Source organism: Gluconobacter sp. ESL1110, assembly GCF_058107395.1.
In genome coordinates this window covers 24,106-46,576 of record NZ_JBYLUK010000007.1, presented here as the reverse complement: position 1 = coordinate 46,576, position 22,471 = coordinate 24,106, and the positions used below count along the sequence as shown (strand labels likewise).

Genomic DNA, 22,471 nt, shown 5'->3' with positions numbered 1-22,471 from the left:
TTCGCAATTAAATAAAGTTACTATAAATCATTGCTCGTTTAATCCGTTTCGAGAGATATGCTTGTTTTGAAGAATTTGCGGGGTTCGTAGCTACACCTCTGATCGGCATCTCATTGGCGCAGCGGTCTTTTTTCGTGTTCCATTCCTGAACCGTTATGACATACTGCAAAGACTGTCAGAGCAGGGAGAGCGAATGGTGGCGGATGTTGGTCAGAGACTGCGGCATGTTCGTGTCTCAAAAAATCTATCTCAGCGGGAACTGGCCAAGCGTACGGGTGTCACCAATTCTACAATTTCCCTGATCGAATCAGGCGATATGAACCCCTCAATCGGCACCTTGAAACGCGTGCTTGATGGTATCCCTGTTACGCTGGGAGATTTTTTCAGCTTCCAGACTGAGGGGCATGAGCAATACTTCTATGAGGCCCGGGATCTTACGGAAATTGGGCAGGGGGGCGTCTCATTGCGACAGGTTGGCAGCAACCTGTTCGGACGTTCGCTTCAGGTTCTGCATGAGCGCTATGAGCCTGCTTCGGATACGGGTGTTGCCTATGCTCACGAAGGGGAAGAGGCAGGCGTCGTTATTCGCGGCCAGGTCGAAATCACTGTAGAAAATCAGACTCATATTCTGGGACCGGGTGATGCGTATTACTTTGACAGCCGTAAGCCTCACCGTTTCCGTTGTATCGGGGAAGCGCCGTGTGAATTGATCAGCGCCTGTACCCCGCCGACGTTCTGATCAAAAAGCTGCTTCAGATAATCGACACTTAGTCTGTCGGGTACAGAGCCCGGTTTTCCCGGAAACCATCTCGAAGATAATGTTGTAGCGCGCCAATCGTGTAATGCTTTTTTACATCCGGATTGGCTTCAAGATAGGCGTCGTGATTCCATAGAGTGGTTGGCAGGCCAGGCCCTTCAACGAAATTGATCGGCGTTGAGCCCGCACCGATAAAGACACGCACACTGTTGTCATAAAGATGGGCGTACTCCTCGGCCGTAGTCAGGAGAGCCTCGACGGCGTGAGCTCCTTCGGCGTGTGGCTGAGCGAGATATGTTCGCAACGCAGTTTCATCATCAGCATCTACCAGACCGCTCACCTTGTTTTTCAGTCGTGCCCGCCAAGCCTGATAAGGGACATGATGATCATGCAGGTAGGTCAATGCGGTACTCTTGAACTCATCACGAATGGCTGACCGTGGTTCGTGCTGACCATTATCACATACGGAGATCGTTTTCGCTGCGACAAACCCTTTGTGGAAATCACGGACAGGCGCATACCAGCCAGGCCGACCCGGAACATTGAAAAGGGACGTATCAATTCTCAGGGCGCAATCCGTCCCTTTAAGCGCATCAAGCCCAGCGTGAATTGCGGTTTTGTCTAGCGAAAGGCCGTCTTCTGTAAAAATGGCAAGGAGTTCATCGCAGTCGACGGGGAGGGCGAAATCATAATCATGATTCCCGTCCCAGCTATGGATGATGTTGGTAAAATGACCGCCTTTGTTATGAAAATCATGGGGTTGGTTCAGATCTCGCCGAACCACTACCCCGCGCTTTTCGGCGCTATCCAATATGGCGATTGTTTGTGGATCAAGAGATCCGTTATCGAGAATAGTCAGATTTTCGAAGTCGAAAAGCCAAGCATAATGTGCGATCCAGCGGGCGAGTGCAGTACCTTCATCCCGCTGCATCATTGCAACGCGCACAATAGCCATGATTATACTCTTCCCAATGCTTCCAACATGCGACGCAGGCGAATCGTTTAGAGGCTGATTGCAAAATCAGACGCGCCTCAACAGCATTACATAAAGAAGTTCAATACTTTCCGCTATCCTGCGCCCATATGAGCGAGACGGGAGCCCTGCCTCGTACCGTTAGAATGCTCACAATTTCATGAGGGGTGTTTTTTCCGAGAAACGCACCAATCTTAAGCCTTGTGAAAAGCCTCTCGATTTCGTTAAGGCTAGAGACAAGACCTTTTTCAACAGGGAGGCCGGGTATGTCCCAGTCATCATCTTTAGCGGTAAAGGAAGTTTTTCCGCCGCATCTCGGAGATATGAGGGCAGGGCGTTCGCCTGGTCGACCCATCAATCTTCTGCTGAAAGACACGATTCTGACAGCAATTGCCACGGTCTTGACCGAAGAAGGGTATCAGGGCCTGACGATTGGCAAGGTGGCCAAGGCCGCAGGCGTTTCAACCGCAACCGTTTACCGGCGCTGGCCTACGAAGCAGGCCATGTTCTTCGATGCAATCCGTCAGTGGAAGACCAGCCTGACCCCGGATGTCGATACGGGAAGTTTTCTTGGAGACGTCGATCAGCTTGTAGAGGCACGTATCCGGTTTCTGGCGACACCACTTGGACGCACCTATGGCACCCTGCTGGGTGAGGCAGTTCACAACCCGGAATTCGGAACTGTCCTGCGCGAGGTCAGCATTGAGCCGGCTCGCCTGGAAATGCGCCGCTTTCTGGAGCGCGCAAGACAGCGCGGTGAAGATGGGTTCTGCTACCCGGCCGAGACGGTTCTGGACATGCTTCTCAGCACAATACACTTCCGCGCAATGGACACATTGTGGAACTGTCCGCTGGAAACAGAGGCCAATATCCGGGATATCAAGGGGCTGGTCCGCTGCATGATTGGAACCCGCCAGTAAGCGGGCTTCAATTATCTGCTTCCAGGTCAGAAGTTGCTTGAAATACGGCCACCGATAAACCGCGGGGTGCCGGGGATATAGAAGTATGTTGTTGTCGCCATCCCGCCGCTTTCGAAATACTGGCGGTTCAGGATGTTCGACGCATAAATCGTAGCTTCCCAGCGCCCTGAAGCGGGGTGCAGGGTGGCGTGGGCGCCCAGTAGGAAATACGGCGGCAGGCGATAAAAGCCAGTTCCTCCAACGGCAATGGCCTGACTCCCCCGATAAGACCAGTCAGGCCCGACATCGAGGCCCAGCTTGTCTGTGAGGGGTTGCCGCCATTCGGCCTGGCCGTTCAGGGTCAGTTTGGGTTGACCGTTATCCACGCCTGCAAAATTATTGGTTATGGCTTTCCACACGCCTGTCTTGGCGTAATAGGCATTTGTCGCAGCGCGATTGACGTTCGGGAAATCCTGATAGTTGCCCCGCTGCCAGCCAATATTCTGCGTCACAAAGACGTGCTGCACAGGGTGCATTTCCAGCGTGCCCTCAAAACCCCAGCTTTCGGATTTTGGAACATTTGTAATCTCGCTAAGCGGACCATAATTCGGAATCAGAACTGTGCCGACGACCTGTTGCCCATGGAAATCATTGTAGAAGGCCGCGCCGTTCAGGCGCAGTTTTCCAGGGATCGGATCGCTTTTGAAGCCGACTTCGTGGGTCAGCACTGTTTCCGGCCCGAATGGGTCAAGCTGGGCTTGAATCTGGGTATTGTTTGCACTGAATCCGCCCGGTTTGAAGCCTTTGCTTAGCTTGTAATACACTATGGTGCTTTGCAGCATCTGCCATGAGACGCCAACCTGTCCGGCAAATTGGGCCGAGGCCGTACTCTCAGGCTGAAAGATATGGGTCGATCGGCCGAAGATTTCCGATTTCAGACCTGTCAGTGAGCGATCATCAATTTCGTGGAGCAGACCTCCGAACAGCGTCACGTTATGCGGCAGACGATAACTGATATGGCCAAACTCGGACGTGCTTTCCTGGTTCATCCCAAAGTTGGTGGACATCATGTAGCCGCGGGCGGAGTAATCCGTGTAATCGAACAGAAAGCGCTGTTTCATCCGGCTGCGCTGATAGAATGCGCCGACAACCCATTGCAGGCGGCTGGACGGATCACGGGATGAGAGCCGCAGTTCCTGCGTAAAAGCGTTGGCGCTAATGGTCCGATAAGTGTCGGCCTGTGAGGCAGATGTTCCGTCCTGGTCCGTGTATTCGCCCTGACGTTCTGTCTCGAAGGCACTGATGGACGTGATTTTGGCAAAGCCCAGATCGCGGTCGATATGAAGATCCCAGCCCCAGAACTGATTATGTTCGCTGGGTTTGAGACTCCGTGGACGGCCAATAAGGTCCGCGAACTGTGGCCGAAGAGACCATTGCGCCTGCTGCCGTCCCAGAGCGGGTAACCCCTGTGATCCAATCAGGCGGTGTACGGGAATTCCGGTCACGACTTCGCTGTCATCCTGAACGAAATGGCCGGATAGCAGAATTGTTGTTTTGCTATCCGGGCGCCAGCGAAGCTTTCCGCGTAAGGCCCAGGAGTCTGCATCTCCCAAGTGAGCACCTGTAACGGGATTGGTCTGCCATCCGCCACCTTGCCGGGTTTGTCCGGCCAGACGGAAATCCAGCCCTTTGGCCAGCGGGCCAGAGACATAGGCTTCGCTTCGGCTGCGGGCATAGGAGGCAATGTCTTCGCTGGCGCCATAATGCCAGGTGCTCGTCGGGTCCGCCGTGCGGAAGCGGACTTCACCGCCGGTGTCAGACTGTCCATGCATGGTGCCGACCGGGCCCGGTGTGACCGTTGCATCTGCCAGATCGAACATCAGGCCGCTGGCCATGGTCGAAAAGGCAAATGGCACGTCATCGAAATAGGTTAGAACGGTTGGGATGTTGTTCTGGGTAAAGTCGTTGAAGCCCACGCCGCGAAGATAGAAGTTTGTGGAGGCTGTGCCGTTGATGGACTGAATCGTCAGATTGGGGGCAACACGCTCGACGTCGCGTAACGTCACAACACCGCGCTCGATCAGGCGCTCTGCGGTCAAGCGCGTATCGGCATCCGGCTGTTTCTGGGCGGCTTGAAAAGCAAAATCCGTTCTTCTGACGCTGACCTTGATGGTCTCGTCCGTGTGCGCCTCAAGGGCTTTTGGAGTGATGTGCCGGTGTGATTTCTGGCTGTGTGGAAGCGTCTCTGCGAAGGCGGACGTGGCGCTCAGAAGGCTGGCGCCGAGAAAAAGAACCCTGCGAAACGACATGGGAAAAGTAACTCTTCTAAAAGGGGAGATACCGGCACACGGCAGAAATTGTGGCTTTTATATCTCACCCGAAAGCCAGAGCAAGCAAACAGGAGGAAAAGAGTCCGCTTCGGCTTGATACGTTATGATATAACATAATACAAAGCTGCCGCTGATTATCTTTTTCGTCTGTTGAGGACTGCATGCTGCCTTTTGTGTCTGCCCGATCTTTCCTTGTGCTCCTTGGATGCACGACCGCCCTGTGTGGCGCTGCTCATGCACAGGACGCAACGGCAGGGACGACGACTGCTGAAACTGAAACTTCCCGGTCCAGCTTTGGTCATTCCGACAATCAGCACGGAACGACAGTGACGGAAACAAGCCGGACGGGCGAAGATGATATTGTCGTCAACGCCCATCTGGAGCGCGCGCGTGACGCACTTCAGTCCTCTACGGGGGCGACTACCTATCGTTTCAGCCGTCAGGATATCGAAACCAATCCGGGTGGTGACAATGCACCGCTGACCTCTGTTCTGCTTCAGGCTCCGGGTGTCGCGCAGGACAGTTATGGCCAGATCCATATCCGTGGTGATCATAACGAAGTTCAGTTCCGTCTGGACGGTGTAGCACTGCCGGAAGGCATGAGTGTCTTCGGTCAGGCGCTGATGACCCGCTTTGCACATTCCATGTCCCTGACGACCGGCGCACTCCCCAGCGAGTACGGATTTCTTCAGGCTGGTGTGATCGATATCAACACCAAGAACGGTTATTCCGACCCTGGTGGCAGCATCTCCATCTACGGCGGCGCGCGCGACTATTTCTTCCCGTCACTTCAATACGGCGGTCACAAGGGGAAGTGGGACTGGTTCGCGACAGCTGATTATGTCCACAATCGTGTTGGCATTGAAAATACGACCCCCAGTTTCAATGCGATCCATGATCTGACCAATCAGTATCACTTCCTCGGCCACGCCCGTTACACGGTCGACGAGAATACCCGGATCAGCCTGACGGCAGGTGTTTCCAATGCTGAGTACCAGCTTCCGAACAATCCGGGTCAGCAGCGTCAGTTTGCCAACCCATCCTATCTTGGAAGCTCTTTGTCCCAGAACCAGTACGGTACAGGAGACAGCGGAAGCCTGAGCGAACATCAGAAAGAAATTACCGATTTTGGCATGCTGTCCCTTCAGAAGGATATGGGCCGTCTGAGCTTCCAGACGTCTGCCGTTCTGCGATACAGTTCCCTGCGATATTCGCCCGATCCTCTGGGTGATCTGGTTTATAACGGTATCGCCCAACGTGCGGCCCGTTCCGTTTTCTCAACAGGCACCCAGACGGATGCGACCTGGCAGGCGGCGAAGAACCACACTGTCCGCTTCGGCTATCAAATCTATGTCGAACGTAACACGTCCAAGTCTGACTCAACCGTTTACACACAGACGGGTGAAGACGACGACGGTAACGCCGTTTACTCCGGCGATACGGCGAACATTCATGAGGGTTCAGGCCGGACTGGCTGGATGTATGGACTGTATGCCCAGGATGAGTGGCGCCCGATCAAAAACCTGACCATCAATTATGGTCTGCGATTTGATGGTGTGGATGAATATACCCATTCAAAGCAGGTCAGCCCGCGCATCAATATCGTTTACAAGCCGTGGCATGGTGGAACCTTCCATGCGGGCTATTCCCGGTACTTCACGCCGCCGCCGTTCGAACTCGTGACCGGAACGGCCCTGTACAAATACACCGGCACCTCTGCACAGCCTGCGAACTATAAGAACAGCACGGTCAAAGCTGAGCGCGACCATTACTTTGATGCTGGTTTTTCCCAGACGATCCTTCCGGGCTGGCATGCGTCGTTTGATGCCTACGTTAAACTGGCGAAGAACATGATCGACGAAGGACAGTTCGGCTCGCCGGTCATCTTGTCGGTATTCAATTACCGGCGTGGTCAGGTGCACGGATACGAGTTCTCAACGGATTACACACGCGGCCCATTCAGCGTGTACGGCAACTTCTCCTGGTCGCGTGCGATCGGCAAGGATGTGGTGTCCGGGGAGTGGAACTTCGATCCGGACGATCTGTCCTACATCAAGAAGCATTGGGTCCATCTGGATCATGACCAGCGATGGACGGCGTCTGCGGGAACAAGCTACACGGCGTTCTACAAGACCGGCCATCCGCTGCGTCTGTCAGCAACCATGGTGTACGGAAGTGGCCTGAGAGCCGATGGGGCAACACCGAATGGTGCGTCGGTTCCGCAGTATGCGACGTTCAACCTGTCTCTGGTTCAGTCCTTCAAGGATCTGTTCCATGTTCCATTCCTGAAGCAGACGCAGCTTCGTCTGGACGTCACAAATCTGTTCGACAAGACCTACCTTCTGCGTGATGGCAGCGGCATTGGTGTTGGTGCACCGCAATATGGTCTGCGCCGGACAATCCTGACGGGTATTGACCAGCGGTTCTGAGGGACCAGAAGAGGCAGGCGCGAAAGTGTCTGCCTCTTTTTTTTTGGCTTCCCGGCTATGAGCGGAATTTATTCCGCCACTTCGATACCCAGCACAAACGGATCATGCCGTATCCACGGTGGTCCGTTCAGATTGAGGATATGGGGAATTTGCGAAAGAGGAATGGCTTTGGAAAAATGCCATCCCTGAAAGAAATCACATCCCATAACGGCGAGGGCATCTGCCTGTTCGGCTGTTTCTACCCCTTCGGCGACCACAACCCGTCCCATACTATGGACGATATCGATTACTCCCCGAATAATGGCCGTATCAATTCCACGTTCGGTCACACCTGCCGTGAAGACCCGGTCAATCTTGACGTGGTCGAAGGTTACGGTGCGGAGATGGGTGAGAGACGCAAACCCTGTTCCGAAATCATCAAGCGAAATCTGGATGCCTGCCTGATGGAGGCTCTTCAGTTCATCCAGAATGTGCTGGTTGTGCATTCCGAAAAGAATCTTTTCAGTGATTTCGATAGTAATTTTTTCGGCAGGCACGGTATGGCGCTGCATTTCGCGAAAGAGTCTTTCAGTGAAATTATGGTCCCGGAAATCTTCAGACGTCACGTTGATGGCAATGCGCTCGAACGGGATGTTCTGTTGTGTCAGATGGTGAATATCCGTCAGGGCCTGACGCAGCACGAAATCGCCAATAGCGATGCTGAGTTCAGCATCTTCAAAAGCTTCATGGAAATAATGTGGGCCGAGAAGCCCACGTTCGGGATGGTCCCAGCGTAGAAGGGCTTCAAAGGAAGGGTGGCGTTTGTTGTCTCTGGGAAGCACGAGTTGATAAAAAAGCTTGAACTGCTTTTTCTTGAGACCAAGCTGAATAGCCTTTCTCATGCGGGAGCGCCTTTCGGTCTTTTCCTTCATGAACTGGGCGTATTTCTTGATGCGGTTGCGTCCTTCAGCCTTGGCTTCGTAAAGTGCCAGATCCGCACATCGCAGGATCTCACGCCTCCGACTGTCATTGAGGCGTGAAACGGCATAGCCCAGACTGGCGCTGCAATGATGCGTCAGGCCACCGCCCCTGAAACGAAAGCGCATCGTCTCAAGAATCTTCCTGAGCCGGATTTCAAATGTCTGCGGCTCATCTGATACCATGATGATGGCGAATTCATCGCCTCCAATACGCGCGATAAAGCAATCTGTTGCCTGAAAGGCTTTGAGTCTGTTGGCAATACGCTTGAGCAGCCGGTCGCCGGATTCATGGCCTGAGGTGTCGTTAATGGCCTTGAAAGTATCAATATCGAGAAGACACAGGCAGACATACCGATTGTCTGGATGATCGTAGGTGAAAAGATCTTTGAGGTATTGGGAGAATGATGTGCGATTGGGAATATGCGTCAGGAAGTCCGTATTAACTGCTACCTGAAGCTTCAGCTTGTTAGCCGTAAGTCGTTGTTCGGCATTTTTCCGGGCGGTAATGTCGAAGCGGATCGCAACGTAGTTTGTGACTTTTCCATTTGAGGCGCGTCGCGGAACAATCGTTGTATCAACCCAGTAAAGCTGACCATTTTTCCGCCGGTTGCAGATTTCGCCATGCCAGACGTTACCCTGTGCAATCGTCTTGTACATTTTCTGGAAAAAGCTTGAATCATGAATGCCGGAATGGAGCATTCGGTGATCCTGATTGATCAGTTCTTCGCGTGAATACCCGCTGATTTCAATAAATTTATCATTGGCAGAGAGGATCTGTCCGCGCGTATTGGTAACGGCTACAATAGCTGAGCAGTCCAGGGCGTGCAGAACAAAAGAATCATGTGCGCTTTCGGACCACGTTTGAAGTGATTCGAGGTAAGTTCCAAAATCAGGGGGGGGTATCACAAAGTCTGTCCCGCTTGTCCATACGATGCCAGTGTTGCGAGAAAACACTAACAAAACGCTAAAGAATAATTTCTATGCCTCTGTCTCTGACAAGAGGCCAGTGCAGTCAAAGGAGTTTGCCAGAAAGGTGAATCCTTTAGAGCAGAACAGTTTCAAATGCCAGAAACGCTTTACCCCATAGCCGTATCTTTTAGCCGTGCGGAGGAGGGCAGGGAGGTGTTGCTATTCGAGGGGGCAAGGTAATCCTGTAACTGCATTGCCCGGATATGGCTGGTTGCAACAGCCTGTTTTGACGTCAGATTATATTGATAAAATGCGGTGTGGGCGTGGAGAGCGCTGCTCTTGCTCTGAGGCTCTGTCTGGTGGCTGTCGTGTTTACAGTTCAGCCCATTGTCGCAGAAGGTTATGGTAGGTGGAGGTCAGGCCCAGAACTGCTGGGTGATCATCGGGCAATGCTTTGCGGGTTTCGATGATGGAGCAGTCAAAATCATACAACAAAGCGCGTTTTGTATCATCCCGAACCATGGATTGAGACCAGAAGAAGGACGCCCAGCGGCTTCCACGCGTAATACGATTGACGCTGTGCAGACTGGTGGAGGGATAGACGACCATATCGCCCGCTGGCAGTTTGATGCTCTGCTGGCCATATGTGTCCTGAATGACGAGTTCTCCGCCATCATAATCTTCTGGGGAGGATAGAAATAGCGTGGAGGAAACATCTGTTCGAATACGAAAACCTGCGCCAGGAACAGGGCGGATGGCATTATCGACATGAGCATTGAATTGCATTCCGGTATCGTACCGGTTGAAAAGGGGAGGATAAACTCTCAAGGGTAGGGCAGCACTGTTAAACGTCGGATTACGCCCCAAGGCGCGGAGAACGATTTCCCCTAACTCCCGGCATATGGCTGAATCCTGTGGAATTTGAAGGTTTAGTTTTGCTTTCGCAGACTGCTCTCCAGCCGTAACGCGGCCGTCCGTCCATTCTGCTGTCTTCAGGCGTTCACGGCAGTAGCGGACTTCCTCGCCGGACAGAACACTTGGAACGTGGATGAGCATATTTCTGAAGCTTCCCTGTGGTGAAATCTGGCCCTTTACGGCCCAGTCCAAAATATTTTCTGTAAATAAGAATGACTCTCATTGTTGTTTTTAGAGCCCTTTGAAGATCCCCGCAATCCACAGCGTGTTTCATGTGTTTGTGTATCCGACGAAAAGCTCAGAGACGTAGGAAACGGATGGAGACCGTACGGAGTAGGATATATTCTGCTTCAGAGTGTTCGATTAAAAACACCTCCGGAAATATTGCGAATACGTTATTAGTAAGCCTACACTCCGGCACTTTTTTGAGTGACTGGATCATCAAAATGCCTATCGTCCTGTCTCTGTGGCGTCGTTCCATAATCGCCCTGTCCTGCTTCTGCATCGGGAGTTTTATGGAGGCGGGCGCGATGGCCTCGGGAGTAGCTTCCGATGTGCCTACGGCAAGCCATGTGCTGCATCCGATTGCCTTCAGCGATGAAGTCAAAACGCGGCAGACCCTTGTAGCTGTTGCGCTGGGACGGGAACCGGCCGATCTTGTGATTCACAATGCTCGGGTACTGAATGTCTATACTCTGAGTTGGGAAGACGGGCAGGATATTGTTATCGCCCGCAAACGCATTGCATGGGTTGGGCCAGCCGGGCAGTGGAAGGGCCATGCGTCTTCGGTGTTTGATGTCAAGGGCCTTCCGGCAGTACCGGGCTTTGGAGAGTCCCATAAGCACATCGAAAGCTCAATGTTGTCCCCGGAATGGGAGGCGGCTCTTGTCATTCCGCTTGGAAATACCTGGACGACAGAAGGCTCACATGAATTTGCCAATGTGAGCGGCGTGCATAACGTGGAGTTCTGGCTAACGCCTGAACGGCTCGGAAGCCCACTGAAAATCTTTCCTGCTTTGGGATCGGCTACGCCGCCTTCCGCTTTTGAACAGGGTGGGGGCAGTTACGCCTATCAGGAAATTGCGGACAATATTCGCAACAACCCACGAGTTCAGGGGTTGGATGAGGTCATGGACTGGCCTGCGGTATCCAACCCTGCACACCCCGGGCATCAGCGTATTTGGGAGAACATTCAGGCGACGTTTGATAATCGTGGGGTGATCGACGGTCACGGTGCCGGTTTGTGGGATATGGATACGATCAACGCTTTTGCGGGCGCGGGTCTGTCCAGCGATCATGAAACCCGTTTGCCGCAGGAAGCATGGAACAAGCTTCAGCACGGTTTGTTCCTGCAATTGCGGGATGATAATATTGAGCGGGCTATCCCCTATTTCGTTAGTAAGGGACTAAAAAGCTGGAGCAATGTTTCCCTTGTCACGGATGATCGGAATGTTGCGGATACCCTGAAGCAGGGGACGATGGACTATCATATCCGGCTGGCCATCAAGATGGGTGCTCCGGTAGAAGCCGCTTATGCCATGGCGAGCTTATATCCGGCGCAGCACGGCCATATGGACCAGATTGTCGGATCAATCACGCCGGGTCGTTATGCGGATGTGGTTCTTCTGTCGTCTGTGCCAGATGTTAAAATCAAATATGTTTTTGCAAATGGAAAGCTGGCGGCTCAGGATGGGAAGTATCTTCTTCCTGTTCCGAAAATCACATGGCCGTCCTGGGCCTCTGATACCATTCATATTGGCAGGAAGCTGACGGCAAAGGATTTTGAAATCCTCGCTCCTCAAGGCAGGACAACACAGGTCACAGCCGCCATCCAGGCACCGTTTTATACTGACCCCGTGCAGAAGACCGCGACTTTATCCGTTGTGAACGGCGTTGTTCAGCGCGATATTGCCCATGACATCATCAAAGTCGCGACTGTGGATCGCTACATGGGGCAGGGACGTCTGGGAAAGATGTTCTGGACGGGCAATGGCCCAAAGACGCCAGACAGTGCGATTGCCACATCTGTTTCTCATGATCTGCATAATATCACCGTCATGGGGACGAGTGACGAAGCCATGGCGCTAGCCGTCAATCGCATTGCCGAACTCAAGGGAGGCATCGTGATGGTGTCTCACGGCAAGGTTCTGGCGGAAATGCAGTTGGAAATTGCAGGTCTGATGACGAGCCGGTCCATTCCGGACGCTGCGGCCAGCATGGAAAATGTCTATGCCAAAGCGGATACTCTGGAATGGATTGGAACGCCGGGATATCCGCGGAGACTTCTGATATCCATGATTACATGCAGTCCCTTCACGTGGCGGCTGGTTGTTCCCTATCCGGGTAATCCCAGCGGGCTTGTGCTTCTTCAAACGGGGCAGACGATGCCGACGGTCTGGTAAGGTATGAGGAAGGTTCGCAGCTTGGGACGGTTTTTCAGGACTGTTCTTTGCGGCTTGCTCATTGTGACTCTTTTCGGGTTGGTCTCTGTTGCTGAGGCCGACCCGGAATCCATGACGAGAGTTCTGGTGTCATTGGATCGACCTGATGCGGCCACCGTCATGATCGATATGGATCTGACAGTTCTGCTTGGTGATCCCGCTCGTTATTATGCCTTGGCAATCGGAAAAGGGCCGCAACACGAGGCAGAAGTGCAGCATGTCGCTGCTCTTATTACCCGTGTTCTGCCCCTTTTTGCAGGATCGAAACCGTTACATCTCTCGTTTGTAAAGTACGGCTTCTCTCAGAAAAGTCAGGCAGAATACATGGATCTGGCAGCAGACAAGCCTGCGCATTTCCAGTTTGATGTTGCGCTACCTCCGGAGGGAGGGGCTTTACAGCTTCGGATACCGCTGGGCGCCCAGATTGATTACCCTGTTGCATACACGCTCCAACTTCCTGAGCGACATTTTACACAGACCCGGTGGATGGATGCGGGACAACATGAAAGTCTGTCCTTCGAGTATCGTGGCAAACTTCCTACTCATCACGCTGATCAATCTGCCAGTTTTGATCCAGATACGTTGGCGTGGTGGCAACAGCTTCCGATCTATCTCAAGCTGGGCTTCAAGCACATTGTTCCTGAAGGAACGGATCATATTCTTTTCGTTCTCGGGCTTTTCTTCCTTGGGATCAGTTGGCGGAAACTGCTTTCACAAACCACGGTCTTTACCGTTGCGCACGCGACAACATTGTTTCTTTCGACCTATGGGATTTTCGAGCTTCCCAGTCGTTTTGTAGAACCTGCGATTGCGCTGTCTATTTCATTTATTGGGTTGGAAAATGTCTTCAGCCCCCGGTTGGGCATAATGCGGCTTTTGGTGGTTTTTGCGTTCGGGCTGATTCATGGCTTTGGCTTTGCCAGCAGTCTAAGCGAGGTGCCTTTCCCCAAGCGTGATTTTATTGGTGCTCTTCTGGGGTTCAATCTGGGTGTCGATGCAGGACAGCTTTTTATCATCCTGCTTGCGACATTGGCGGTGGGCTGGTTCAGAAAGCGCCCATGGTTCAGAAGCCGTATTGCGATACCTGGCTCGCTTGTGATTGCCGCTATCGGTCTGTTCTGGGCAGGGCAACGCATCCTTGCGTATAATCTATTGTTTTGAAGTATTTCTCGAGGACATACGGGCCACTGGCGTGGTGCCTCAGGCGTAGGAACGATCTATCATGGACACAGTGTAGACTGATCCGACAGTCAATCCCGGTATATTGAGGTGAGATTGTTGAAAGCTTGAACTCAGCCCATTTACACACTTAACAGCAGATAGCACTCGCACTGAAGTGGTCAGAATGAGCTGCTCATTCTGTATGAGGAACTCAGTTTTTAGCTGAATACCTTGGTGTCCCGTACGGGATTCGAACCCGTGTTGCCGCCGTGAAAGGGCGGTGTCCTAGGCCTCTAGACGAACGGGACTGGAGGCGTGAGCGGGTGTATAAGGGGGTTCCGGACCCCCGTCAAGCGGCTGAAACGTCAGAAATGAAAAAAGTTAGATTTTTTCTTTCCTGCCAGGTTTCGACCCTCAAATGTCCCGCCAGATGCAGAAGCGGCATTGCTCGATCTTCCAGAAGTGGCACGAAGGGTTTGTCTCCTGCACGGAAGACGAGCGCCTTCAGTCGGGTCCCTCCGTCCTCACCCTGGAGCATCAGACGCAGCGTATTGCCGTCTTTGCCGATCCGATCGCTTTTGACGCATCGTACATTGCTGATCGCCAGAACGGGCTCCTCGTTACCTGGTCCAAAAGGAGCCAGTCGCTCAAGCTGGGAGGCAACTTCAAGCGAAGCACCGCGCAGGGTTAGAACACCGTCGATGCGCAGCGCTTCCTGTACAGGGAGCGCGTGTGCTTCGGAGAGAGTGGTATCCAGAAAGTCATGGAATGCTGGAGCATTGTCGCTTGTCAGGGAAAAGCCTGCTGCCATGGCATGACCGCCACCTGTGACCAGCAGACCGGATTGCCGTGCCGTAATGATGGCATTTCCAATATCGAGGCCCGGTACGGAGCGGGCAGAGCCTTTAATGATGCCATCTGTATAAGCCCCCACAAGGGCAGGGCGATTAAAGCGTTCCTTCAAACGTCCAGCGACAATCCCCACAACGCCGGGATGCCATGTTTCCCCATGCAGGAAGATAACGGCGTGTCCGTTTTCTATTTGCTGCTCGGCCTGCTCCATGGCCTGCGCCAGAATACCGGCTTCAACTGATTGGCGCTGTCGATTGACGCTGTCGAGCTCATCCGCCAGCGCTCGGGCTTCAATAACGTCGTCAGACAGAAGAAGGCGCAGACCCAGATTGGCTTTCGCAATCCGGCCACCCGCGTTGATCCGTGGGCCAAGTGCGAAACCGCAGGCCATGGCACTGGCTTCTTCCTTGACGCCAGCGACGGAAGACAGGGTTGCCAGACCGAGCCGTTCCCCACGGCCCATGACGCGCAGTCCCTGCATGACCAGAGCGCGGTTCAGGCCGGTCAGAGGCATCACGTCACAGATGGTGGCGAGGGCTGCGAGGTCCAGGCGTTTGAGAAGGTCAGGCGGCTGACGCCCGTCTGTGAACCAGCCTTCCTGACGGAGGAGGCGCACTGTGGCGACCATTGTCAGAAACGCGACGGCGGTGGCGCAGATTGATCCCAGACCGGAGGTGCAGTCCAGTCGGTTGGGGTTTACGACAAGACCTTTGGGAAGAATGGAACCATCCGGCTTGTGATGGTCCAGAACGATGACGTCGGTCTGACCGTGGAAGTCGTTCAGAATGTCGATGGCGGCTGTTCCACAGTCGATGCAGACTAGAAGGGTCGCACCGTCAGCGACAAGTTTTTCCAGAGCGGCTGTATTGGGGCCGTAACCCTCGGTCATCCGATCGGGAATATGCGTGCTGACGATGCAGCCCATTTCACGGAGTGTATCGCAGACCAGTGCAGTTCCACAGGCCCCATCGACGTCGTAATCGCCGAAAAGGCCCACATGCTCATGCTTGCGAACAGCTTCAGCCAATCTGGATGCAGCAGCATCCATATCCTGCAGGCAGGATGGATCGGGCATGAGATCGCGGAGACGTGGGTCCAGAAAGGAAGCAGCTTCTGTGGCGGAAACGCCACGGGCTGTCAGGATACGGGCCAGAAGTTCCGGAATGGCCGCACGCTGGGCCAGACCGAGGGCGAGGCGATTATCCGCCTCAGCCAGACGTGGATCACGCCAGATCCACCGACGGTTGCCTGCGCTGCGGGATACTCCGAGGACCAGGCCCGTATCGTCTTCTAACATGCTACTCCATTCAGGATGGTCGATTTGTCTTCAGGCTGAAATCGTGATGGCTCTCAATATAGCGAACTGTGCCTGATTTTGAACGCATGACAATCGAATGCGTCTTTGCGCGCGTCGGACCGATACGCTCGACACCCTTCAACAGAGAGCCGGTGGTAACGCCTGTAGCGCTAAACAAAACGTGACCGGCGGCCATGTCGTGCAGTCCAAGAAGGCGCGTCGGATCTTTGCCATCGGCCATTTCACGGGCGCGTTCACGTTGTGCATCGTCTTCAAACAGCAGGCGGCCCTGCATCTGACCATTCATGCAGCGGATTGCTGCGGCTGCCAGAACGCCTTCGGGCGCACCGCCTGAACCAGCATAAAGATCCACACCGCCACCATCGATACAGGTTGCGATTGCTGCAGCGACGTCACCATCGCTCAGAAGCTGAACGCGGGCACCAGCCTGACGGGCGCGGGCAATCAGTTCTTCGTGGCGCTCACGGTCCAGCGTACAGAGGACGAGGTCTGACACGTCGCGCTTCTTGGCCTTCGCAAGACTGCGCAGGTTATCTTCGATGGAAGAGTCCAGATTGACGACATCATCCGGCAGATCCGGTCCGACGACAATCTTTTCCATGTAGATGTCTGGGGCATGCAGGAACTTGCCGCGCTCGGCGAGAGCAACCACCGTAATGGCATTCGGCAGGCTCTTGGCGCAGAGGTTTGTGCCCTCAAGCGGATCAACCGCGATGTCCATGGCTGGGCCGCCGGAGCCGACCTTTTCACCGATATAGAGCATCGGTGCTTCGTCCATTTCGCCTTCGCCAATGGTGACGACGCCATCAATGGCGACCGTATCAAAGGCGGCGCGCATGGCCTGAACGGCCGCACCATCGGCGTCGTTCTTCAGGCCACGGCCTGTCCAGCGGTCAGAGGCAATGGCGGCCGCTTCCGTGACGCGGACAAGCTCCAGCGCCAGGTTGCGGTCGGTAACGCGGTAGGGAAGAACACTTGTGGGATCGATCACTGGAGAGAATCCTCGATCTTGAGCACTAAAGGAGCCCCATTAACAACTGGGAGCGCGGAAAGTGCTGTTATAGCTGCAGAAATAGCCTTTTCTGGGGCCTGATGCGTCACCAGGGCCAGATGTGCACGTCCCGCCGCAGCATCATGTTGCGAGACAAAATGCACGGAAACATCATGGTCACGGAGAACGGATGTCAGATCGGCCATGACACCAGAACGATCTTCCACATCCAGACGGATATAGAATGCGCTCTTCAACTCCCCGAGACTTGTGCAGGACACAGGTGCCGGAGCACTTTTGACGCCCCAGACCGGGAGATTTGCCCCGCGGGCCAAGTCGATCAGGTCCGCAACCACGGCGCTTGCCGTCGGGCCTTCGCCAGCGCCACGGCCGGAAATTGTGATGGGACCGCTGAACGGCCCCTGTGTGGTGACGGCATTGAAGACCCCTTCCACGGCGGCAATGGCTGCCTTGGCAGGGACGAGGCAGGGACGGACCCACGCTTCGATCCCATTATCCCCGGTGGCGCGAGCCATACCGAGCAGTTTGATACGGTATCCCAGTTCATTGGCGAACGTCAGGTCCGAGGCTGTCACATCTCGGATACCGTGGACGGGGAGGGTGTCGAAAACGATGGGCTGGAAGGCAATCCCGGCAAGAATGGCCAGTTTGTGAGCCGTGTCCCAACCATCAACATCCGTGGAAGGCTCTGCTTCTGCGTATCCCTTGGCCTGTGCTTCTGTCAGGACGTCCCCGAAATCGCGCCCGGTCGTGCGCATTTCCGTGAGGATGTAGTTGCAGGTGCCATTCAGGATGCCACCCACGCTATCCAGACGATCAGCTGCTAGTCCTTCGCGGACGAGCTTGATGGCCGGGATTCCGCCAGCGACCGCAGCCTCAAAGAACAGCGGCGCAGCATTTTCGGCAGAGAGACGCGTCAGTTCCGAGCCATGCAGTGCAACGAGTGCCTTGTTGGCTGTCACAACCGGGATACCGCGTGTCAGGGCCGTTTCTACCATGTCGCGTGCCGGGCCTTCGGAACCGCCGATCAGTTCAACAACAACGTCGATCTCGGGGTCCTGTGCGACGGACACGGCTTTGTCATGCCAGCGCATGCCAGACAGATCGACGCCACGGTCTTTGTCCCGGCTGCGCGCCGTGATCGCGACCACTTCGATCGGCCGACCGGCCCGGGCCGTAATCGTTTCGGCATTCTTCTGAAGAAGACGAATGACGCCGACACCGACAGTCCCTAGTCCGGCCAGTCCGATCCGCAGTGGTTTCACGATGATGCAGCTCCAAGAAGATCAGCGGTCGATGCACCGGCACCGTGCCGGCTCATGAAGCTCTTGATGGCCCGCGTCGCCTGACGCAGCCGCTGAGTATTTTCGACAAGTCCGATCCGGACGAACCCTTCGCCATATTCGCCAAAGCCGAGGCCGGGTGCGACGGCCACGCCAGCTTCTTTCAGCAGGAGCTTGGAAAATTCCACGCTCCCCATGTCAGCGAAAGCGGGGGGAATAGGGGCCCATGCGAACATGGATCCGGCAGGAGCAGGAACATCCCAGCCAGCAGAGCTCAGGCCGCGCAGCAGAACGTCCCGGCGATCCTTATACATGGCGCGGATGTCGGACACGTAATCCTGTGGGCCATTCAGAGCCGCGACCGAGGCCACCTGAATCGGCGTGAAAGCACCGTAGTCCAGATAGGACTTGATACGCGTCAGGGCCTGAATCAGCTTCGGGTTGCCAACGGCAAAGCCCATGCGCCAGCCCGCCATGGAATATGTCTTGGACATGGAGGTGAACTCCACGGCCACATCCTTCGCGCCTGGTACGGCCAGCAGGGATGGCGGTGGTTCATCCGCATTGAAGTAAATCTCGCTATAGGCGAGGTCCGACAGGATCCAGATGTTTTCCCGGCGCGCGAAAGCCACGATTTCCTTGTAGAAATCGAGATTGGCAACAAAGGCCGTCGGGTTGGACGGAAAGTTGACGATCAGCGCGGTTGGCTTCGGAACGGAGTGGCGTACGGCACGGTCCAGCGCACGCAGCATGTCCTCATCCGGTGTGGCCGGAATGGAGCGGACGGACGCGCCTGCGATGATGAACCCGAACTGATGGATAGGGTAGGACGGGTTCGGCACCAGGATCGTGTCACCGGGGCTGGTGATGGCAGCGGCCAGATTGGCCAGACCTTCCTTGGACCCCAGCGTTGCGATGACTTCCGTTTCTGGATCGACGGAGACATTGAAGCGGCGCTCATAGTAGTTCGCCATGGCGCGACGCAGACCGGGGATACCACGACTGACGGAATAGCCATGCGCGCGCGGGTCACCGACGGTTTCGACAAGCTTCTGCACGACATGAGCCGGCGGAGCGCTGTCCGGATTTCCCATGCCGAGATCAATGATGTCCTCACCGGCCGCTCGCGCGGCAGCCTTGGCCTTGTTCACTTCAGCGAACACATAGGGCGGCAGGCGGCGGATGCGGTGGAACTCTTCGGTCATGACCAGCTCAGGGTAAGAAGATTACGGGAGGAGGCACGATAGACAGGTTTTTCTGTAAGAGGAACAGTCCTTTAAGACATGTTCCTTTCAGGCCTGATCAGCCGCCATTCCTGACGCGAACACCGTTGCCGATGGCCTCGGCGCGCAGGACGATGGCCGAAGCCGGGACGCCTCTCTGGATAAGCGCATGGGCTACTGTACGGGCGCGCAAAAGTCCGAGCGCAATTTCACGACCCTGATCGGCCGTAGACAGACCTGCATCCGCACTCATGGCCGCACCAAAGCCAAGAATCGTAATTTTCTGATCCCCGCGTTGGGAAATGATTCGCTGATAGTCGCTCGAAGGGTCCCCTACGACGTGATCTGTCGAAGGTTGAAAGCGGATCAGCGTGCCTTCCGGGGTGGAGGTATCGATGTCCGGGCGGAGAGGGCCAGTCAGATTGGCATCTCGGGGAAGATTAAAACCTGGGAATTGTGGCGGTGGCGGCGGAAGCGCACCGATCTGCGGGAACTCTCCTGGCGGCGTTGGCGGAATTGAGGCAGCAACCACTGGCGGAAGTTCGGCTTCTGGCGCGGCTGGCTGTGGCGTTTTTGATGGGGCGGCAGGCTTGGTGACAGGCGCAGGAGTTTCCGGAGCTGCTCCTGGAGCCGCATTGACAGGAGGTGTTGTGTCCGCTGGCTGTCCTACTGACGTCATGGTCAGATTGTTCTGCTCTTCCGGTTCAGTCCCGGTCGGGTTAACGGCCGACGGTACGGTTTTCGGCGGCGGTGGCGGTATGGTGGGAAGTGTGCCCTGAGCCGCGCTCTCGCGCTGGGCCAGATTGCGCTGGGCTTCCAGCTGCATTGTCAGGTTAACGCGCGCCTCAGGGGATGGCATTTCCGGATTTTGAGCCGGGGTACGACCAACATGCGGGTATGGCAGGTTCTGTCCCGGCGGAGGCGGACGCAGTTTGGCGATCTCGCCCCCCTCAAAGCTATGCCACCATCCAGCCGGAACATCGACGGCGTCCTGATGCTGGCAGGCGGTAAAGAGGGGTGTGGCCAGCAGCAGCATGAACGGGATCTTTCCCGTATTTCTGCGCGTTACCGCTTTCCCGGGATGCGTCATGTTCCCTGAACCCACTGTGCCGTTCCTGCCTTCGCCAAATCTCTGAACAGGGCGGAGACTAGCCGTTCGTGATCGGGATGGCGAGACTTCGTCTTTCCCGGACTTGGCATGAAGGCAAACGAAGCGCAGGATAGGGGGATGAAGACGCACGATGGATCTGGAAACGACATGGACATCACCAGAATGACCCTTACCCGTCTGGATGACGAGCCCGATGCCCCAGAGGCCCCGGAAGACGACAACAAGACGCTGAACAGCCCGATCAGCGAACTCGAAAGCCGCCTGTTCGACCAGCGCAAGGTTCTGATCTTTGGTGGGATCAACGACAAGATCGCGCGTGACGTCACGGGGCGCCTGCTGGCGCTTGCTGGGTCGTCCGACAAGCCGATCGACGTCTATGTGAACTCTCCTGGTGGCCATGTGGAAAGTGGTGACACGATCCATGACATGATCCGCTTTGTGGATTCGATTGCGCCTATCAACATGATCGGCACGGGCTGGGTCGCCTCCGCCGGTGCGCTGATCTATGCAGCGGGCCGTCCGGAACGTCGCGTTTGCCTGCCGAATACACGCTTCCTTCTTCATCAGCCGATGGGTGGTGTGCGTGGTCCGGCAACGGATATCGACATTGAGGCCCGCGAGATCATCAAGATGCGCGAGCGTCTGAACCGGATTTTCGCCAAGGAAACCGGACAGACCTATGAAAAGGTCGCCAAGGATACGGACCGCAACTACTGGATGTCCGCAAAGGAAGCGATTGAATACGGTCTAGTGAACCGTATCATCCACTCCGCGACCGACCTGAAGTAAAACGACAAGCTCCAAGGGGCACGGCGTGTCGCAGGGCACGCCGCGAAAATATCATGAAAAGCCTGGCTGACATCTATTCCCATCTTCCCGACGCACCGTCGGAGAAGACCCTTGAACGCGTCGATTATGAAGCGCGTCACTGGAGTAGCCCGATCAAGGGACCTCTCAAGCCGGGAACGGAAGAGCACAAGAAGGCTGTCGCGCAGATGTTTCGCGACACGTTCAATCCATACAAACCATCCGTCATCGACTGGCCGGAACTGGACCCGGAGACGCTGCATCGCATTACGTCCCTGCCGATCTGGGACATTGCGGTACAGACCGAGGGTAAGGCCCGTCTGCGGATGGCAGCCTATGCTGCGATGATTGATGACCCGGACATGAAGGACGCCTTGTCCCGCAATGCTTGGGAAGAAAACCGGCATAAGGAAGTTCTGAGCAAGCTGGTCGAAGCCTACAAGATTCCGATGGCACCCGAGCCTCCTTATGTGGAGCCCAAGGACACGGAATGGGCCTATCTCGTGACCGGTTTCTCAGAATGCGTGGATAGTTTTTTCGCATTCGGCCTATTTGCCTTGGCTGAGCGCGCTGGTCTGTTCCCGATGGAACTGATTGAGACGTTCGAGCCTGTCATGCAGGAAGAGTGCCGTCACATTCTACTCTTTGCCAACTGGCTGGCCTGGCACCGTGCGACTATGCCGTTCTGGAAGCGTCCATGGTTCGAACTGCGCGTCATTGGCGTCTGGATCTTCCTAGCCTACGAGCGCATGGGACTAGCCCGTTCCATTGACGACAATGGCGAGGAGCATACGCAGGACAACAATTTCACGGTAACTGGCGCCAAGGATATGACGAATATCGACATCAAGGTTCCTGAGCTGATGCAGCTCTGCCTTGATGAGAATGATCGTCGTTTTGCTGGTTACGATCCGCGCCTGCTGCGTCCGACGACAACGCCAGCAATTGCAAAAGTCATTATCAAGGGTGCTCATCTCTGGGAGCGCCTGCGTGGCGGACGAAAAGCTGTCGCTGAATGATGGGGTAATCAGGCTTGGGGGAGGCATAATTATGCCTCCCCCAAGAGTTCTATAAGCAATGTAGTTCGTTAAT

Annotated in this window: 16 protein-coding genes and 1 tRNA gene; 7 read left to right on the top strand and 10 right to left on the bottom strand. The window is 55.1% G+C overall.

The genetic code is table 11. The annotated features are described in order from the left end of the window. The first annotated feature begins 193 nt into the window (after nt 1–193). Entirely contained in the window at nt 194–739 is a 546-nt protein-coding gene (locus AC3B6F_RS04330) for a cupin domain-containing protein (RefSeq protein ID WP_211567704.1), read from the top strand. 28 nt (nt 740–767) lie between these two features. Here AC3B6F_RS04330 and AC3B6F_RS04325 read toward each other — a convergent pair whose 3' ends face one another. Further along, nucleotides 768–1,712 (bottom strand): glycosyltransferase family protein, encoded by a 945-nt coding sequence (locus AC3B6F_RS04325; RefSeq protein ID WP_489823494.1) that lies wholly within the window; start codon nt 1,710–1,712, stop codon nt 768–770. Nucleotides 1,713–1,996: 284 nt separating this feature from the next. Here AC3B6F_RS04325 and AC3B6F_RS04320 point away from each other — a divergent pair, with 284 nt between their 5' ends. After that, nucleotides 1,997–2,650 (top strand): TetR/AcrR family transcriptional regulator, encoded by a 654-nt coding sequence (locus tag AC3B6F_RS04320; RefSeq protein ID WP_010500769.1) that lies wholly within the window; start codon nt 1,997–1,999, stop codon nt 2,648–2,650. A gap of 26 nt (nt 2,651–2,676) precedes the next feature. Here AC3B6F_RS04320 and AC3B6F_RS04315 read toward each other — a convergent pair whose 3' ends face one another. Then, entirely contained in the window at nt 2,677–4,938 is a 2,262-nt protein-coding gene (locus AC3B6F_RS04315; RefSeq protein WP_489823493.1) for a TonB-dependent receptor, read from the bottom strand. 182 nt (nt 4,939–5,120) lie between these two features. On the opposite strand from AC3B6F_RS04315, the gene AC3B6F_RS04310 reads away from it, so the two are divergent. Further along, on the top strand, nt 5,121–7,388 hold the full coding sequence (locus AC3B6F_RS04310) for a TonB-dependent receptor (protein WP_010500772.1): 2,268 nt from the start codon (nt 5,121–5,123) through the stop codon (nt 7,386–7,388). A gap of 68 nt (nt 7,389–7,456) precedes the next feature. Here the strand turns inward: AC3B6F_RS04310 and AC3B6F_RS04305 are convergent, their stop codons facing one another. Next, on the bottom strand, nt 7,457–9,253 hold the full coding sequence (locus AC3B6F_RS04305) for a putative bifunctional diguanylate cyclase/phosphodiesterase (protein ID WP_489823492.1): 1,797 nt from the start codon (nt 9,251–9,253) through the stop codon (nt 7,457–7,459). Nucleotides 9,254–9,628: 375 nt separating this feature from the next. Beyond that, nucleotides 9,629–10,312 carry a Fe2+-dependent dioxygenase gene (locus tag AC3B6F_RS04300; RefSeq protein WP_489823491.1) on the bottom strand — a complete coding sequence of 228 codons (684 nt, stop codon included), beginning with the start codon at nt 10,310–10,312 and terminating at the stop codon, nt 9,629–9,631. Between the two features lie 305 nt (nt 10,313–10,617). Between AC3B6F_RS04300 and AC3B6F_RS04295 the strand changes: the two genes are divergently transcribed. Both AC3B6F_RS04295 and AC3B6F_RS04290 read left to right on the top strand, forming a co-directional pair. After that, nucleotides 10,618–12,573, top strand: coding sequence for an adenine deaminase (locus AC3B6F_RS04295; RefSeq protein WP_489823490.1), 1,956 nt, complete (start codon nt 10,618–10,620; stop codon nt 12,571–12,573). A gap of 63 nt (nt 12,574–12,636) precedes the next feature. Beyond that, nucleotides 12,637–13,773, top strand: coding sequence for a HupE/UreJ family protein (locus tag AC3B6F_RS04290; protein ID WP_489823984.1), 1,137 nt, complete (start codon nt 12,637–12,639; stop codon nt 13,771–13,773). A gap of 232 nt (nt 13,774–14,005) precedes the next feature. Here AC3B6F_RS04290 and AC3B6F_RS04285 read toward each other — a convergent pair. From AC3B6F_RS04285 to AC3B6F_RS04260, 6 genes are all read right to left on the bottom strand, one after another. Beyond that, a tRNA-Glu gene (locus tag AC3B6F_RS04285) sits at nt 14,006–14,081 on the bottom strand. Between the two features lie 41 nt (nt 14,082–14,122). Further along, nucleotides 14,123–15,922 carry a single-stranded-DNA-specific exonuclease RecJ gene (gene recJ / locus AC3B6F_RS04280; protein WP_489823489.1) on the bottom strand — a complete coding sequence of 600 codons (1,800 nt, stop codon included), beginning with the start codon at nt 15,920–15,922 and terminating at the stop codon, nt 14,123–14,125. 10 nt (nt 15,923–15,932) lie between these two features. Then, complete coding sequence (glpX, locus tag AC3B6F_RS04275; protein ID WP_489823488.1) at nt 15,933–16,934, bottom strand: class II fructose-bisphosphatase; 1,002 nt, start codon at nt 16,932–16,934, stop codon at nt 15,933–15,935. Further along, nucleotides 16,931–18,220 carry a homoserine dehydrogenase gene (locus AC3B6F_RS04270; protein WP_061932810.1) on the bottom strand — a complete coding sequence of 430 codons (1,290 nt, stop codon included), beginning with the start codon at nt 18,218–18,220 and terminating at the stop codon, nt 16,931–16,933. Before AC3B6F_RS04270 ends, glpX begins: the two co-directional genes overlap by 4 nt. Then, the gene (locus tag AC3B6F_RS04265; protein WP_010500783.1) at nt 18,217–19,443 is read right to left on the bottom strand and encodes an LL-diaminopimelate aminotransferase; all 1,227 of its coding nucleotides are present in this window, start codon (nt 19,441–19,443) and stop codon (nt 18,217–18,219) included. The genes AC3B6F_RS04270 and AC3B6F_RS04265 overlap by 4 nt, the downstream gene beginning before the upstream one ends. Nucleotides 19,444–19,540: 97 nt before the next feature. Continuing rightward, nucleotides 19,541–20,701: an OmpA family protein gene (locus AC3B6F_RS04260; protein WP_489823487.1), complete on the bottom strand. Its 1,161-nt coding sequence runs from the start codon at nt 20,699–20,701 to the stop codon at nt 19,541–19,543. A gap of 18 nt (nt 20,702–20,719) precedes the next feature. On the opposite strand from AC3B6F_RS04260, the gene AC3B6F_RS04255 reads away from it, so the two are divergent. After that, nucleotides 20,720–21,361: an ATP-dependent Clp protease proteolytic subunit gene (locus AC3B6F_RS04255; protein ID WP_026017357.1), complete on the top strand. Its 642-nt coding sequence runs from the start codon at nt 20,720–20,722 to the stop codon at nt 21,359–21,361. A 53-nt stretch (nt 21,362–21,414) separates the two neighbouring features. Continuing rightward, nucleotides 21,415–22,398, top strand: coding sequence for a ferritin family protein (locus AC3B6F_RS04250; RefSeq protein ID WP_010500788.1), 984 nt, complete (start codon nt 21,415–21,417; stop codon nt 22,396–22,398). Nucleotides 22,399–22,471: the final 73 nt, after the last annotated feature.